The following is a 14563-nucleotide window of genomic DNA, read 5'->3' as shown; positions in this document are numbered from 1 at the left end:
CGCACGGGCGGCGCCACCCGCACGGGAGTGGCGCCGGCCGACGTCAGGACCCCGGCACCAGCAGCACGATCCCGGGCCCCGTCGTCTGCCCGTTCGAGCCGCCGCCGGTGCACGAGGCGCCGAGGAACAGCACGGCGGCGAGGATCACCAGCAGGGCGAGGAACCCGCCGAGGAGCGCCCCCACGGGTAGCCGGCTGCGGCCCCCGGTGGGCTTCTGGTCGGCGCCCGGGCGCTTCTCGAACAGGGTCGGGTCGCGGTCGTCGTCGCTGCTCACACGGCGGGCTTCCCGCCCGGCCCGACGTCGATGCGCCCAGTCGCGCACACTGCGCCCGTGAGCCGACTCGCCCTCCTCGCCACCGGCGGCACGATCGCGACCCGCGCCACCGCCGACGGCCGCGCGGTCTCGGCCACGGCCGCGGACCTGCTCGCCGCGTCCGGGACCGACCTCGACGTCACCCCCGTGGACACGGCCGGGCGGCTGAGCTTCGCCGCCGGCCTCGACGACCTCGCCGCACTCGCCCGCACCGTCCGCGAGGCGTGCGCCGACCACGACGGGGTCGTGCTCACCCACGGCACCGACACCCTCGAGGAGACCGCGGCGCTGCTCGCCCTCACCCACGACGGGCGCACCCCGGTGACGATCACCGGGGCCCAGCGACCGTTCGACGACCCGGCTCCCGACGGGCCGGGCAACCTCGCGGCCGCCCTGCGCTGGGCCGCGCACGGCCGTCACGGGGTCACGGTCACCTTCGCCGGGCAGGTGCTCCCCGCGATCGGGGTGCGCAAGGTCGACGCCGAGGCCCTGACCGCGTTCGCGGCGCCCGGACGGGGCCCGCTCGCGAGCGTCGACGCCCACCGGGTCCGGGAGCACGCCGTCGCCCCGGCGACCGGGCTGGCCGAGCCGCCCACCACGCTCCCGCGCGTCGACGTCGTGGCCCAGTACGTCGGCGCCGACGACCACGCCGTCACCGCCGCCGTCGACGCGGGCGCCCGCGGCGTCGTCGTGGCGGCGTTCGGCGCGGGCAACGCGACCCCACCCGTCGTCGGGAAGGCCCGGGAACTGCTGGACCGCGGCATCCCGGTCGCGGTGGCGAGCCGGACGGGCAGCGGCGCGGTCGAGGGCCTGTACGCCGGCGGGGGCGCCGACCTGGCGCGCGCGGGAGCGCTGTTCGCGGGCGACCTGTCGCCGTGGCAGACGCGGATGCTGCTCGCGGTCGCGATCGCCGCGCACCCCGACGACCCGATCGGGGCCGCCCGGGAGTGGATGGCTCGCGTCGGGGTCGCATGACCATGAGAAGGTGTCGCCCGTGCTGCGCCGGATCGTCCTCGCACTGGTCGCGCTGACCGCCCTGACCGCCTGCTCCACCGCCACCGGACCTCAGGTGGGGGCCGGGACGGCGGCCGTCGTCGGGAACGCGACGATCCCCACGGACCTGGTCGAGGCGCGGCTGCGCACCGCCGTCCCGGTCCTCGTCGACGCCCTGAACCAGCAGGCGCAGCAGGAGGGGCGGCAGAGCTCGGGCCTGGACGCGCCCACTCTCGCCGTCCAGAACCGCGCGCTGCTCGGCCTCGCCGTCCAGCACCGGATCGTCCTCGAGGCGACGCGCCGCGCGGGCATCGTCGTCGACCCGGCCCGCGTGGAGGCGCAGGTGGCGGCCGCCGGCGGCGCGCGGTCCACGGCCACCACCGGGCTCGACGTCGACGCGCTGCGCGACCTGGTGTTCGACCAGCTGGCCCTCGCCGAGATCGGGCGCCGGGAGTTCGACCGGCTGCAGGTGACGGTCGACGTCGGCACCTTCGGGGACAAGGCCGCCGCCCAGCGGGCGGCCACGCAGCTCGCCGCCGACCCCGGCGTCGGACCCCTCGCGGCGCTCCCGCCCGGGATGCAGATCCTCGATCGCGGCGTGCGCCCGGGCAATGCCCAGTCCGACGCCGTGATCCGGACGCCCTCCTCGCCGATCTTCGGGCTGCCGGGGCGCACGGTCACCCTCATCTCGCCGCAGCAGGAGACGGCGCCCGGCGCGCCGACGCCGGACCCGACGACCCAGCCGTGGACCGTCATCCGCGTGCGGGACCGCTCCCTCGCCGCCCCCGCCCCGACCGGCAACACGGTCCCGGCGGCCCTCGTCGACGCGCGGACCCTCGCGCAGTTCGGACGGCGGGCGGTCCAGCCGCTCGCCGTGGAGCTCGGCGTGCAGGTCAACCCGCGCTACGGCACCTGGGACCCCACCCAGGACGCGGTCGTCGCGCCGCCCGCCGCCGCGGGCACGATCACCCCGCTCGCGCCGAGCGTGGCGTTCGCCCCGACCGCGCCGTGAGCGGACCGGTCACGGTCCACGTCGACCCGCGGCTCGGCGCCGTCCTCCCGGCGGGCGCGGTCCGGCTCGTCGCGGCCGCGCCCGCGGTGCTGCTGGACCCGTCCCTGCCGGAGCCGGTCGCGGCCCGCTTCGCCGCGGAGCTCGGCGCACGCCCGCGTCCCGACGACGGGTCGGTGCCGGAGGGGGCGGTCGTCCTCGTCGCGGGGCGCGACCCGCAGGCCCCCGCGGGCGTCGAGCTGCTGGAGGCCGTCGCCGTCATGGACCGGCTGCGCTCGCCGGGCGGCTGCCCGTGGGACGCCGAGCAGACCCACGAGAGCCTGCTGCGCTATCTCGTCGAGGAGACCTACGAGCTCTACGACGCGCTCGCGGCGGGCGACGTCGCCGCGAGCCGCGAGGAGCTGGGGGACGTGCTGCTCCAGGTGCTCTTCCACTCCCGGGTCGCCGCCGAGGGGGAGGGGTACGACGTCGACGCGGTGGCGGCCGAGCTCGTCGCGAAGCTCGTGGGGCGGCACCCGCACGTGTTCGCCGACGGGGAGACCGTGGCGACCGCGAGCGACCAGGACCGCCGGTGGGAGGAGCTCAAGGCCACCGAGAAGCAGCGGGACTCGGTCCTCGACGGCGTCGCGCAGGCCCAGCCCGCCGCCGCGCTGCTCGCGAAGTACGTCAGCCGGGTGCGGCGGGCGGGGGTCCCGGACGACGTCCTCGCGGCCCTCGCGGCCACCGACTCGGAGGTCGCGCGGGCGGTCGTCGAGGCCGCCGGACCGGGCGGCGACCCGGAGGGCGAGCTGCGCGCAGCGGCCGTTGCGTTCGCCACACGCGTCCGCGATCTGGAGGCCGCGGCGGGTGGTTCGTCCCGGGAAGTCGAGTTCTGGCGTCGCGCTGCGCAACAGGTCGGTCTCGTGAAGTAACGGTGAACTCCGGTGCTTCCGTCGCCTGATCGCGAAGGCTAGCCTCACCTCACCTTCGAGCGGCTCGAACGTGAGGACGGACGGAACATGCTGGGCAACGCCCTGATCGGCCTGCGGGAGGGCCTCGAGGCCTCGCTGGTGGTCAGCATCCTCGTGGCCTTCCTGGTCCAGACCGACCGACGCCGCGAACTGCCCCGCGTGTGGCTCGGCGTCGGGGCCGCGATCGCCGTGAGCATCGGCGTCGTCCTCGTCCTCACGCTGACCGAGCAGGCCCTCACCTTCGAGGCGCAGGAGGCGTTCGGCGGCGGGCTCTCGATCGTCGCGGTCGGTTTCGTCACCTGGATGATCTTCTGGATGCGGCGGGCGGCCCGGTCGATCTCGACCGAGCTGCGCGGCGGGCTGGAGAAGGCCATCGCGATGGGCCCGGTGGCCGTCGTCGTCATGGCCGCCCTCGCCGTCGGCCGCGAGGGCCTCGAGACCGCGATCTTCTTCTTCGCCGCGGTGCAGGCCGCCGGCTCGACGACGGGCCCGCTGATCGGGTTCCTCATCGGCATCGCCGCGTCCGTGGTGATCGCGTACCTGATCTACCGGGGCGCGCTGAGCCTGAACATGGGCAGGTTCTTCACCGTCACCGGCGTGCTGCTCGTCTTCGTCGCGGCGGGCATCCTCGCCTACGGCGTCCACGACCTGCAGGAGGCGGGCATCCTGCCCGGCCTGTACACGCTGGCGTTCGACGTGAGCGCCGCCGTCCCCGCCGACTCCTGGTACGGCACCCTGCTCAAGGGCGTCTTCAACTTCTCCCCGCAGACCACCGTGCTCGAGGCGGTCGTCTGGGTCGCCTACGTGGCCGTCGTGCTCACCCTGTTCCTGCGCCCGGTCCGGCGCACCGCGCCGCCCGCCGCCGACAGCGAGACCGCGGCCGCCGGCGCGGCCTGAAGCTCCCCACACACCCATTCCGACAGGAGAACCGTGTCCGCACGTCCCGTCCTCGCGACGCTCGCCGCGACCCTCGCCGCCGTCGTGGTCGGCGGCTGCACCAGCACCGCGGCGCCCCAGGGCGCGCCCGGGCAGCCCGGCCCGATCTCGGTCACCGCGAGCGACACGTCCTGCGACCTGTCCGCCGCGACCGCCCCGGCCGGGACGGTCTCGTTCACCATCCGCAACGCCGGGTCGAAGGTGACCGAGTTCTACCTCTACGGTGCCGGTGACCGCATCATCGGCGAGGTCGAGAACATCGGCCCGGGCCTCACCCGCCCGCTCACCGTCGAGGTCCCGCAGGGCGGCACGTACACGACCGCCTGCAAGCCGGGCATGGTCGGCGACGGCATCCGCGCCCCGTTCACGGTGACCGGCAACGCCGCCGCGGCCGTCGAGGGCGACGCCGCGCTGGCCGCCGCGGTGCAGGGCTACCAGCGGTACACGACCTCGCAGACCGAGGCGCTCGTGACGAAGACCGGCGAGTTCACCGAGGCGGTCAAGCGCGGCGACGTCCCCGCCGCCCAGGCCCTCTTCCCGGTCAGCCGCACCTACTGGGAGCGCATCGAGCCCGTCGCCGAGTCCTTCGGCGACATCGACCCGAAGATCGACGGCCGCGAGGACGACGAGCGCGACCCGGGCGTCGAGTTCACCGGCTACCACCGTCTCGAGAAGGACCTGTGGGTCACCGGCCTGCAGCCCGACTCGGGCGCGATGGCCGACCGGCTGATGGCCGACGTGCGCGACCTCCAGTCGCGCGTCGGCACGGTGCAGCTCACCCCGCTGCAGCTGGCCAACGGCGCGAAGGAACTGCTCGACGAGGTCGCCACGGGCAAGATCACCGGCGAGGAGGACCGCTACTCGCACACCGACCTGTGGGACTTCCGCGCGAACGTCGACGGCTCGCAGGCCGCCGTGGCCGCGCTGCGCCCCGTGATCGACCAGCGCGACCCGGTGCTCGGCCAGACCCTCGACCAGCGCTTCGCCGCCCTCGACGCGCTGCTGGAGAACTACCGCGCCGGCGACGGGTTCAGGCTCTACACCCAGCTCACGCCGGACGACACCAAGAAGATGACCGAGGCCGTCGACGCCGTCAGCGAACCGGTCAGCCAGGTCGCGGGGATCATCGCGGCATGAGCCTGCGCGGCTTCACCCGGCGTCGGCTGCTCGGAGCGGCCGGCGCCGGGACCGCCCTGGTCGGCGCCGGCGTCGCGGGCGGCTACCTCGCGGGGTCGTCGGCCGAGCCCGGCCGGCCGGAGCAGGCGGTCGTGCCGTTCCGCGGGGTGCACCAGGCCGGGATCGTCACGCCCGCGCAGGACCGGCTGCACTTCGTCGCGCTCGACGTCACCGCGACCGGCCCGATCCTGCGGCAGGCCGTCGTCGCCCTGCTCAGGCGGTGGACCACGGCGGCCGAACGCATGACGGCGGGGGCGGAGGCCGCGCCCGGCGGCGCGGTGAACCGCAACCCGGCGGCCCCGCCGACCGACACCGGCGAGGCGCTCGACCTCCCGGCCGCCTCGCTGACCCTGACCTTCGGCATCGGCGGCTCGCTGCTCGACAAGCTCGGCATCCCGCGGCCCGCCGCGCTCGCCGACCTGCCTCCGTTCCAGCGCGACCAGCTCGACCCGGCCCTGTCCGGCGGCGACCTGTGCATCCAGGCGTGCGCCGACGACCCGCAGGTCGCCGTGCACGCCGTGCGCAACCTGGTGCGCATGGGCTTCGGGACGACGGCCGTGCGCTGGTCCCAGCTCGGGTTCGGCCGCACCTCGTCGACGTCGACCGCCCAGCAGACCCACCGCAACCTGTTCGGCTTCAAGGACGGCACCAACAACCTCAAGGCCGAGGACACCGCCGCGCTCGACGAGCACGTGTGGGCCGACCCGGCCGACGGTGCACCGTGGATGGCCGGCGGCAGCTACCTCGTCGCCCGCCGGATCCGGATGCACGTCGAGACCTGGGACCGGACCTCGCTCACCGAGCAGGAGTCGCTCACCGGACGCACCAAGGGGACCGGCGCCCCGATCGGCGCCACCGACGAGTTCGCCCCCGTCGACCTCGGCTCGCCGCTGATCGCCGACGACGCCCACATCCGGCTCGCCTCCGCGTCCGCCCTCGGCGGGGTGCGGATCCTGCGCCGGGGCTACAACTTCGTCGACGGGTCCGACGGCGCCGGCCACCTCAACGCCGGCCTGTTCTTCCTCGCGTTCATGCGCGACCCGCAGCGGCAGTTCGTGCCCATGCAGAGCGCGCTGGCCCGGTACGACCGGATGATGGAGTACATCGAGCACACCGGGTCGGCGGTCTTCGCCTGCCCCGGTGGCCCGGCCGACGGCGCGTACTGGGGCCAGTCGCTGCTGGAGGGGTGAGCGCCCTCGCCTCGGCGGTGACAGGTCGGTGACAGGTCGGTGACAGGAAAGCGTCACTGCATGCGCCCAGTGACAGGAAAGGCCACATCGTCGGCCCGGGAACGGGCCGCGGTGACCGGGCCGTAACCTTCCCGTCGATGAGCACGAGCGTCGACTCCCACCGCGGAGCGGGCCCGTCCGGCGAGGACGGCGAGCCCGACGACGTCACGGCGCCCCTGCGCCGTCCGCTGTCGGACGACTCGGCCACCGACCGCCTCCCCGTTCCCGACGGCGGGTCGCGCGGCCGGGCGGGGTCGCCGGCGGCCGGGTGGTTCGACGAGGCGCCCGCGAGGCCACGACCGACGCCACGACCGACCCCGCGACCGACGCCGCGACCGACGCCCACCCCGGCGGCCGCACTCGCCGCGACGGCGCCCGCCGCCGACGGCCCGGAGAACGGCGCCGCTCCCGCCGACCCGGCCCCGCCGGCCGAGCTGCCCGCCGGGCCACCCGCCGGACCGACGGACCCCGCGACCGTCGGCGGCGCACCGTCGGAGGCCCTCGCTGCGACCGCCCCGGACCGGGCGTCCGACACCCGGCCGCGCCGACGGTCCCGCGGGCTCCGCGTCCCGGTGGCCCCCGCCGGGGGCGAGCAGGACCCCGCGGCCCCCGCGGCCCCGGCGGCACCGCCGGGGCGTCCCGGTGACGAGACCGCCGCCGGCACCACGACGGGCCGCCCGCGTCCGACGCCCGGTCCCCGTCCCACCCCCGCCCCGCGGCCGACCGGGACGCCCGACCCGTCGTCGGGACCGGACCGGCAGCTGCCGGTCGGCGGCCCCCCGGCGCCGAGCACCCCGAAGGAGCCGCCGAAGAAGCACACGGCGGCGCTGGGTCGGCTGGCGCTGGTGCTCGTGCTGGTGGCGGCGGTCGTCGGGACCGTGGTGGTGCTCCAGTCGCGCAGCCAGTTCGGGCGGACCGACGCCGGCGCCGACGAGATCCCGGCCCTCGAGGTGGCCCCCGCGCAGGTCGACCTCAACACCGTCGGGCAGCCGAACGCGATCGCCCCGCCCTCGGCGCTGCTGCCGGGGACCGCGTCGGCCCCGCAGCCGGGCCGGGCCCCGACCATCTCGGCGTGGGCCGCCGGGCTGGCGTCGCGGACGAACGTCCCGCCGGTGGCGCTGCAGGCCTACGGCATGGCGGACCTGGCGCTGCGCAAGGTCGACCCGGGCTGCCACCTGAGCTGGGTGACGATCGCCGGGCTGGCCCGCATCGAGTCCAACCACGGGCGCTACCGCGGCGCGCGGATCGCCCCGAACGGCGACGTCACCCCGCGGATCGTGGGCGTCCCGCTGGACGGCACGAGCGGCAACCGCACCATCACCGACACCGACGGCGGCCTCCTCGACGGCGACCCGACCCTCGACCGCGCCGTCGGGCCGCTGCAGTTCATCCCGTCGACGTGGGCCCGGTGGCGCTCGGACGGCAACGGCGACGGCGTGGCCGACCCGAACAACATCTTCGACGCGGCCCTCGCCGCCGGCCGCTACCTCTGCGCCGGCGGCCGGGACCTCGCGACCGGCGAGGGCTGGCGCGACGCGGTGCTGTCGTACAACTACTCCGACGAGTACGGCCGCCGGGTCTACGCGGCCGCCCAGGCGTACGCGAACAGCACGTCGCCCTAGCCGCCCGGCCCCTACGCCCCGCGGCGCAGCGCGATCGAGGCGCTGACCTCGCCGAGCGCCTCCTGGTACTCGGGCCGCGGGTCCATCGCGGCCGCCATGCGCAGCTGCGCCCGGGCCTCGGGCAGGCGTGACTGCCGCTGCAGGCACCGGCCGAGGGCGAAGCGCGCGTAGTGGTCCGCCGGGTCGAGCTCGAGCACGCGCAGGAAGCCCGCCTCGGCCCGGCGCAGCTGCGCGGACGCGAGGTAGGCGCGCGCGGCGAGGAGCTGCACCGAGGCGGCCTCGCTCTCGGTCTCCGGCAGCGTGCCGAGCGCCTTGAGGGCGTCGAGCGGTCGTCGGTCGTCGAGCAGCTGCTCCGCCCGACGGAAGGCGGTGACACCGGATTCCGGGAAGTTCTCCGTCCAGCGCTCCGATGACATTCCCGCACGGTAGGACCCGAACGCGCCCGACGCGAGGGCTGAACCGGGGCTCGCGGGGTGTGACGCTGCGTGGCGCACATCGATCACGGACGAGGAGCGGTTAGAGTCGGCGCCCGGCCACCGACGAACCGATTTTCCTGGAGGCGGAGCCCGTGGCGGTCATCGAGCAGGTCGGCGCTCGGGAGATCCTCGACTCCCGGGGGACCCCGACGGTCGAGGTGGAGGTGGCGCTCGACGACGGCACGCTGACGCGCGCGGCCGTCCCGAGCGGCGCGAGCACCGGCGAGCACGAGGCGGTCGAGCTCCGCGACGGCGACAAGGGCCGCTACCTCGGCAAGGGTGTCGAGAAGGCCGTGGCCGGCGTGCTGGACGAGATCGGCCCCGGCATCGTCGGGATGGACGCCACCGAGCAGCGGGTCGTCGACCAGAAGCTGATCGACCTCGACGGCACCCCCGACAAGTCCCGCCTCGGCGCGAACGCGCTGCTCGGTGTCAGCCTCGCGGTCGCCCGCGCGGCCGCCGAGTCCGCCGAGCTGGACCTGTTCCGCTACATCGGCGGGCCGAACGCGCACGTGCTGCCCGTGCCGATGATGAACATCCTCAACGGCGGCGCGCACGCCGACTCCGGGGTGGACATCCAGGAGTTCATGGTCGCCCCGATCGGCGCCGAGACCTTCCGCGAGGCCCTGCGCTGGGGCGCCGAGGTCTACCAGGCGCTGAAGTCGGTGCTGAAGCGCAACGGCCTGTCGACCGGCCTCGGCGACGAGGGCGGCTTCGCCCCCGGCCTGGCGACCAACCGCGAGGCGCTCGACCTCATCGCCACCGCCGTCGGCCAGGCCGGGCTCACGCTCGGGCGCGACGTGGTCCTCGCCCTCGACGTCGCCGCGAGCGAGCTCTGGTCCGAGGGCACGTACACCTTCGAGGGCCAGAAGCGCTCCGCCGCGCAGATGAGCTCGTACTACGCCGAGCTGATCGACGCCTACCCGCTCGTCTCCATCGAGGACCCCCTCGACGAGAACGACTGGGAGGGCTGGGCGCGGATGACCGCCGACGTCGGCGACCGCGTGCAGATCGTCGGCGACGACCTCTTCGTCACCAACATCGAGCGCCTCGAGGAGGGCATCGAGCGCCGCGCCGCGAACGCGCTGCTGGTCAAGGTCAACCAGATCGGCACGCTGTCCGAGACGCTCGACGCGATGAGCCTGGCCCAGCAGTACGGCTACCGCTGCATGATGAGCCACCGCTCCGGCGAGACCGAGGACACCACGATCGCCGACCTGGCCGTCGCCACCAACTGCGGCCAGATCAAGACCGGTGCCCCCGCCCGCTCCGAGCGCGTGGCGAAGTACAACCAGCTGCTCCGCATCGAGGAGGCGCTCGGCGACGCCGCGCGCTACGCCGGCGACCTCGCCTTCCCGCGCTTCGACCCGGAGGCCTGAGCCCCCGCATGGCCGCCACCGCGCCCGACCAGCCGTCGACGGGATCCTTCCCGACGACGGGTGCGGGCGCGGCGCGGTCACGCGGGCGCCAACGGGCCCGGCAGGGTCCGCGCCGCGACCCGCAGCGGGCCGCCCTGCGGCGGCACCCGCTGTCGGGCCGCGGGAAGAACACCCCGGCGGCGGCCCAGGCCGCGGCACGGGCGGTCCACGCCACCCGGGGCGCCCTGGGTCTGTCGACGGCCCGCCGCGCGGCGCTGCTGGCGGTGGTGGTCTGTGCGCTCGCGCTGACCGTCGCGGTCCCGCTGCGCAACTACGTCTCGCAGCGCCACGAGATCGCGGCGGTCGCCGCGCAGCAGCAGCGGCTGGACGCCGAGGCGGCCCGGCTGCGCGGCGAGCGCGCGGCGATGGACGACCCCGCGCACGTCGAGGCGCTCGCCCGCGCGCGCCTGGGGTACGCGCGGCCGGGGGAGACGCCCTACCGCGTGGAGCTGCCCGGCGACGCGGCCCGGGCGCCCGAGCAGGACACGCCGATCGCGCCGAGCGAGGCCGACCTGCCCTGGTACACCCGCGTGGCCAGGGGGACGCTCGGCACCTCGGCCACCCAGCCCTAAAAGCAGGCATGGAACCCGTCCGTGAGGGCGATCGCGAGGCGATCGCCGCCCAGATCGGCCGCGCCCCGCGGGGTCTGCGGGCCGTCGCCCACCGCTGCCCCTGCGGGCTGCCCGACACCGTGCAGACGGCGCCGCGGCTCGAGGACGGCACGCCGTTCCCGACGCTCTACTACGCCACCTGCCCGCGCCTGACCTCCCGGATCGGGTCGCTGGAGGCGGAGGGGCTCATGCGCGAGCAGCAGGACCGGCTCGCGACCGACCCGGCGTTCGCCGCGGCCTACCGGGCGGCCCACGAGTCCTACCTCGCCGAGCGCGACGCGATCGGGTCGCTGGGCACCGACGTCAGCGCCGGCGGCATGCCGGAACGGGTGAAATGCCTGCACGTGCACGTCGCGCACACCCTCGCGGCGGGGCCCGGGGTCAACCCGGCCGGCGACGAGGCGCTCGCGCTGCTGCCGGAGTGGTGGGCGGCCGGGCCGTGCGTGGCGACCACCGACCCCGTCACCGGCGCCACGACCGACGACGGGGCGTGACCGGTCCGTGTCGCCGCGACAGGATCTCCGGACACCCCGCCCCGTACGCAGCGTCGCTCCCGGACGACGACACGGGTGATCCGCCGACACGGCACGGTGTCGGAACCGGTTCCGGATTGCCGCGGCACCGTCGCTCGGGCGACGATGGTCACGTCGCCCTCACCGGCGACCCGGTTCTCCGGTGGTGCGGACGGCCCACCGGACCGCGGGGTTCTCCGCCGGACCCCGCGGGTGCTGAGAGGACCGGCTACCGGGCGGCGACACCCGCCGTCCGCCGCCCGGTAGCCGGTCCCGCACCCCCCACCCGGACCGCCGTCCCGCACCGCACCGGCGGGCGCCGTAACCTCACGCGCGATCCATCGCCGGAGGGAGCGCCCATGCCGCGCGTCGCGGCCATCGACTGCGGGACCAACTCGATCCGCCTGCTCGTCGCCGACGTGACCGTCCGCGAGGACGGCTCGCAGTGGCTCACCGACGTGCACCGCGAGATGCGCGTCAACCGTCTCGGCCAGGGCGTGGACGCCACGCACCGGATCGCGCCGGAGTCGCTGGCGCGCACGAAGGAGGCGCTGCTCGCGTACGGCGAGATGCTGCGGCGCACCTCGACGACCACGGTGCGGCTGTGCGCCACCTCGGCGTCGCGCGACGCGGAGAACCGCGACGAGTTCTTCTCGATGGTGCGCGACATCCTCGGCGTCGAGGCCGAGGTGATCACCGGCGAGGAGGAGGCCCGGCTGTCCTTCGCGGGCGCCGTCGCCGACCTCGATCCCGACGAGGGCCCGGCGGTGGTCGCCGACGTCGGCGGCGGGTCCACCGAACTGGTCGCCGGCACGTGGGACGCGGTCGCCGCGGAGGTGGCGGCGGCCTACTCCGCGAACGTCGGCTGCGTCCGGCTCACCGAGAAGGCCCTGCACGACGACCCGCCGTCGGCCGCGCAGGTCGCCGAGGCCGAGGCGTTCACGCGCGAGACGCTCGCCCCGGCGTTCGACGCCGTGGAGGTCGGCGACGTCCAGACCTGGGTGGCGGTCGCGGGGACCGCGACGACGATCGCCGCCGTCGCCATGGGCCTGCGCTCCTACGCGCCGGAGAAGATCCACCTGGCGCGGCTCGGGCTCGACGAGGTCCGCGAGACCTGCCTGCGCCTCGAGGCGATGCCGCGCTCCGAGCGGGCCGCGCTCGGGCCGATGCACCCGGGCCGGGTCGACGTCATCGGCGGCGGGTCGCTCGTGGTGCGGGTCCTCGCGGAGGAGCTGGCCGAGCGGGCGGGCATCACCGAGCTCGTCGTGTCCGAGCACGACATCCTCGACGGCATCGCCCGGGAGTGCGCCCGCGCGAGCCGCGCACCGTGACGGAAGCCGCGCTCGCCGCCCTCGACGTGGAGATCGCCGACTGCCGGGCCTGCCCGCGGCTCGTCGAGTGGCGGGAGCGGGTCGCCCGCGAGAAGCGGGCCGCGTTCCGCGAGCAGACCTACTGGGGCCGGCCGGTGCCCGGGTTCGGGCCCGCCGACGCCCGGCTCGCGATCGTCGGCCTCGCCCCGGCCGCGCACGGCGCCAACCGCACCGGCCGGATGTTCACCGGCGACCGCTCGGGCGACGTGCTCTACGCCGCCCTGCACGCCGTCGGGCTGGCCTCGCAGCCCACGGCGACATGGCCCGGCGACGGGCTGGAGCTGTCCGGCGTCCGGATCGTCGCCCCGGTGCGCTGTGCCCCGCCCGAGAACAAGCCCACCCCGGCCGAGCGGGACACCTGTCGGCCCTTCCTCGAGCGCGAGCTCGCGCTGCTCCTCGGCATCCGCTCGGTCGTCGTCCTCGGCGGCTTCGGCTGGCAGGCCCTCCTGCCCGTGCTCGACGACGGGTGGGTGGTCCCGCGCCCGCGGCCGCGCTTCGGGCACGCGGTGCAGGTCGAGCTCGCGTCCCGCCGCCCGGAGCGCGACCCGCTGCAGCTCTTCGGCTGCTACCACGTCAGCCAGCAGAACACCTTCACCGGACGGCTCACCCCGGCCATGCTGGAGGAGGTGCTGGCGGCGGCCGCGCGGGCAGCCGGCCTGTAGGTTCCCGCACAGGCCCCTGTAGCCCAATCGGCAGAGGCAGGCGACTTAAAATCGCCGCAGTGTGGGTTCGAACCCCACCGGGGGCACCGTCACCGGACGTTCACCGTCCGTCGACCCCGTGTCGGGCGAGTCGACGTCCCCCCGTCGCCGGGTCGTCGCTCCGGCGAGAGACCGTCGTCGCCGTGTCCTCACCCGGCTGCGCCATCGTGGGGACCGTCCGGACGGCCGGGGTGCAGCACGGTGTGACCGTTCGCGTCGTGTCCCGGACCGCTCGGCGTTCTCCGCCGCGTGCTGCTCCGAACGGGCGAGATCCATGGGACAGACTTCCGGCGGGGAGGTGAGCAGGGTGGCTGACTTCGCGGAGGCGACCGGTGCTGCGCGGACCGGTGGGTCCGACGTGTCCGCGCCCGTGCGGCCGCCGTGGTCCGCGCTCGAGACGCTGCGGCCCCTGACCCTGCGCTCGTGCCGCCGCATCGTGGTCGTGGCGCCCCACCCGCGCGACGAGATCCGCGCGGCGGGCGGTCTGCTCCGCCGCCTGGGCTCCCGGCACGCCGAGGTCGACGTCGTGAGCCTCACCGAGCGTCCCACCCTCAGCTGCCCGCCGACCTCGCTGCCCGCCGACACCGCCCGTGACGGCCGGCTGACCGACGTGACGACGGCCGCGGCGCCCGCCGCCCCGGCCGCGGCCACCGCCCCGATCAGCCTCGACGACCTCCTCGCGGGCGCGCTCGACGACCTCCCCGACGGCGACGACGACCCGGTCGGACCGACCGGGGAGGACGACGACGTCGACCCGGACGAGGCGGCCGCCGAGGCCGCGTACCGGGCCCTCGGGCTCTCCGTCGTGCGCCGGCACCGGCTCGGGCTGCCCGACGGCGGCGTGGCGGCCGCGGAGTCCGACGTGGTGGCCGCCGTCAGCGAGATCGTCGGCTTCTCCGACGACCCGGGCGGGCTGTGCGTGCTGGCGCCCTGGTCCGGCGACGGGGACGACGACCACGAGGCCGCCGGCCGGGCGGCCGAGGTGGTCACGGCCGCCTACCGGGTACGCCTCGTGCGCTGGTTGGACCGGGCGTGGACCTGGGCCGGGCCGGACTCGGCGGAGGTGCCGTGGCGCCGGGCGCGGCAGGTGCTGCTCACCGACACGCTGATCGCCCGCAAGCACGCCGCGAGCGCGGCCTTCACCGCGGCGCTCGGCGGTGCGGACCGCGACCCGGGGCACGACGCCGAGCACGACGTTGAACTGCCGGACGGGTGGGCGCCGGGGCCCCGCGAGGTCTACCTCGTCT

Annotated in this window: 15 protein-coding genes and 1 tRNA gene; 14 read left to right on the top strand and 2 right to left on the bottom strand. The window is 75.9% G+C overall.

Annotated features, from left to right (window positions below; translation table 11 throughout):
* Window positions 1-43: 43 nt before the first annotated feature.
* The gene (locus tag LN037_RS29030) at window positions 44-274 is read right to left on the bottom strand and encodes a hypothetical protein (RefSeq protein ID WP_230760045.1); all 231 of its coding nucleotides are present in this window, start codon (window positions 272-274) and stop codon (window positions 44-46) included.
* A 57-nt stretch (window positions 275-331) separates the two neighbouring features.
* On the opposite strand from LN037_RS29030, the gene LN037_RS29025 reads away from it, so the two are divergent.
* The 7 genes from LN037_RS29025 to LN037_RS28995 all read left to right on the top strand — a co-directional run bounded on the left by LN037_RS29025 (window position 332) and on the right by LN037_RS28995 (window position 8228).
* Window positions 332-1288: an asparaginase gene (locus LN037_RS29025; RefSeq protein WP_230760043.1), complete on the top strand. Its 957-nt coding sequence runs from the start codon at window positions 332-334 to the stop codon at window positions 1286-1288.
* Window positions 1289-1307: 19 nt separating this feature from the next.
* Window positions 1308-2318 carry a hypothetical protein gene (locus LN037_RS29020; RefSeq protein ID WP_230760041.1) on the top strand — a complete coding sequence of 337 codons (1011 nt, stop codon included), beginning with the start codon at window positions 1308-1310 and terminating at the stop codon, window positions 2316-2318.
* Window positions 2315-3226 carry a nucleoside triphosphate pyrophosphohydrolase gene (locus tag LN037_RS29015; protein ID WP_230760039.1) on the top strand — a complete coding sequence of 304 codons (912 nt, stop codon included), beginning with the start codon at window positions 2315-2317 and terminating at the stop codon, window positions 3224-3226. Before LN037_RS29020 ends, LN037_RS29015 begins: the two co-directional genes overlap by 4 nt.
* Window positions 3227-3313: 87 nt before the next feature.
* A complete protein-coding gene (gene efeU, locus LN037_RS29010) occupies window positions 3314-4162 on the top strand; it encodes an iron uptake transporter permease EfeU (RefSeq protein ID WP_230760038.1) in 849 nt (282 codons plus the stop codon).
* Window positions 4163-4195: 33 nt separating this feature from the next.
* Window positions 4196-5338: an iron uptake system protein EfeO gene (gene efeO / locus LN037_RS29005; RefSeq protein ID WP_230760036.1), complete on the top strand. Its 1143-nt coding sequence runs from the start codon at window positions 4196-4198 to the stop codon at window positions 5336-5338.
* On the top strand, window positions 5335-6567 hold the full coding sequence (gene efeB / locus LN037_RS29000) for an iron uptake transporter deferrochelatase/peroxidase subunit (protein ID WP_230760034.1): 1233 nt from the start codon (window positions 5335-5337) through the stop codon (window positions 6565-6567). The genes efeO and efeB overlap by 4 nt, the downstream gene beginning before the upstream one ends.
* A gap of 137 nt (window positions 6568-6704) precedes the next feature.
* Window positions 6705-8228 (top strand): lytic transglycosylase domain-containing protein, encoded by a 1524-nt coding sequence (locus tag LN037_RS28995; RefSeq protein ID WP_230760032.1) that lies wholly within the window; start codon window positions 6705-6707, stop codon window positions 8226-8228.
* An 11-nt stretch (window positions 8229-8239) separates the two neighbouring features.
* Here LN037_RS28995 and LN037_RS28990 read toward each other — a convergent pair whose 3' ends face one another.
* Window positions 8240-8644 (bottom strand): tetratricopeptide repeat protein, encoded by a 405-nt coding sequence (locus LN037_RS28990; protein WP_230760030.1) that lies wholly within the window; start codon window positions 8642-8644, stop codon window positions 8240-8242.
* Window positions 8645-8796: 152 nt separating this feature from the next.
* Between LN037_RS28990 and eno the strand changes: the two genes are divergently transcribed.
* From eno to LN037_RS28955, 7 genes are all read left to right on the top strand, one after another.
* Entirely contained in the window at window positions 8797-10083 is a 1287-nt protein-coding gene (gene eno, locus LN037_RS28985) for a phosphopyruvate hydratase (RefSeq protein WP_230760028.1), read from the top strand.
* An 8-nt stretch (window positions 10084-10091) separates the two neighbouring features.
* A complete protein-coding gene (locus LN037_RS28980) occupies window positions 10092-10694 on the top strand; it encodes an FtsB family cell division protein (RefSeq protein WP_230760026.1) in 603 nt (200 codons plus the stop codon).
* An 8-nt stretch (window positions 10695-10702) separates the two neighbouring features.
* Window positions 10703-11227: a DUF501 domain-containing protein gene (locus LN037_RS28975; protein WP_230760023.1), complete on the top strand. Its 525-nt coding sequence runs from the start codon at window positions 10703-10705 to the stop codon at window positions 11225-11227.
* 377 nt (window positions 11228-11604) lie between these two features.
* Window positions 11605-12576, top strand: a complete 972-nt coding sequence (locus LN037_RS28970) for a Ppx/GppA phosphatase family protein (protein WP_230760021.1) — start codon at window positions 11605-11607, stop codon at window positions 12574-12576.
* Window positions 12573-13277 (top strand): uracil-DNA glycosylase, encoded by a 705-nt coding sequence (locus LN037_RS28965; RefSeq protein WP_230760019.1) that lies wholly within the window; start codon window positions 12573-12575, stop codon window positions 13275-13277. The genes LN037_RS28970 and LN037_RS28965 overlap by 4 nt, the downstream gene beginning before the upstream one ends.
* Before the next feature lie 12 nt (window positions 13278-13289).
* A tRNA-Leu gene (locus LN037_RS28960) sits at window positions 13290-13363 on the top strand.
* Window positions 13364-13623: 260 nt separating this feature from the next.
* A partial coding sequence (locus LN037_RS28955) for a PIG-L deacetylase family protein (RefSeq protein WP_230760016.1) occupies window positions 13624-14563 on the top strand: 940 nt, incomplete at its 3' end.

Source organism: Actinomycetospora soli, assembly GCF_021026295.1.
In the GTDB taxonomy this organism is placed as follows: Bacteria; Actinomycetota; Actinomycetes; order Mycobacteriales; family Pseudonocardiaceae; genus Actinomycetospora; species Actinomycetospora soli.
This window is presented reverse-complemented; position numbering and strand designations above follow the sequence as displayed.

Excerpts from the sequence above, each read along its gene's own strand:
- LN037_RS28975 (WP_230760023.1), top strand. The coding sequence starts at position 10,703 with ATGGAACCCGTCCGTGAGGGCGATCGCGAGGCGATCGCCGCCCAGATC.
- LN037_RS28980 (WP_230760026.1), top strand. The coding sequence starts at position 10,092 with ATGGCCGCCACCGCGCCCGACCAGCCGTCGACGGGATCCTTCCCGACG.
- efeB (WP_230760034.1), top strand. The coding sequence starts at position 5,335 with ATGAGCCTGCGCGGCTTCACCCGGCGTCGGCTGCTCGGAGCGGCCGGC.
- LN037_RS28990 (WP_230760030.1), bottom strand. The coding sequence starts at position 8,644 with ATGTCATCGGAGCGCTGGACGGAGAACTTCCCGGAATCCGGTGTCACC.
- efeU (WP_230760038.1), top strand. The coding sequence starts at position 3,314 with ATGCTGGGCAACGCCCTGATCGGCCTGCGGGAGGGCCTCGAGGCCTCG.
- LN037_RS28970 (WP_230760021.1), top strand. The coding sequence starts at position 11,605 with ATGCCGCGCGTCGCGGCCATCGACTGCGGGACCAACTCGATCCGCCTG.
- LN037_RS28995 (WP_230760032.1), top strand. The coding sequence starts at position 6,705 with ATGAGCACGAGCGTCGACTCCCACCGCGGAGCGGGCCCGTCCGGCGAG.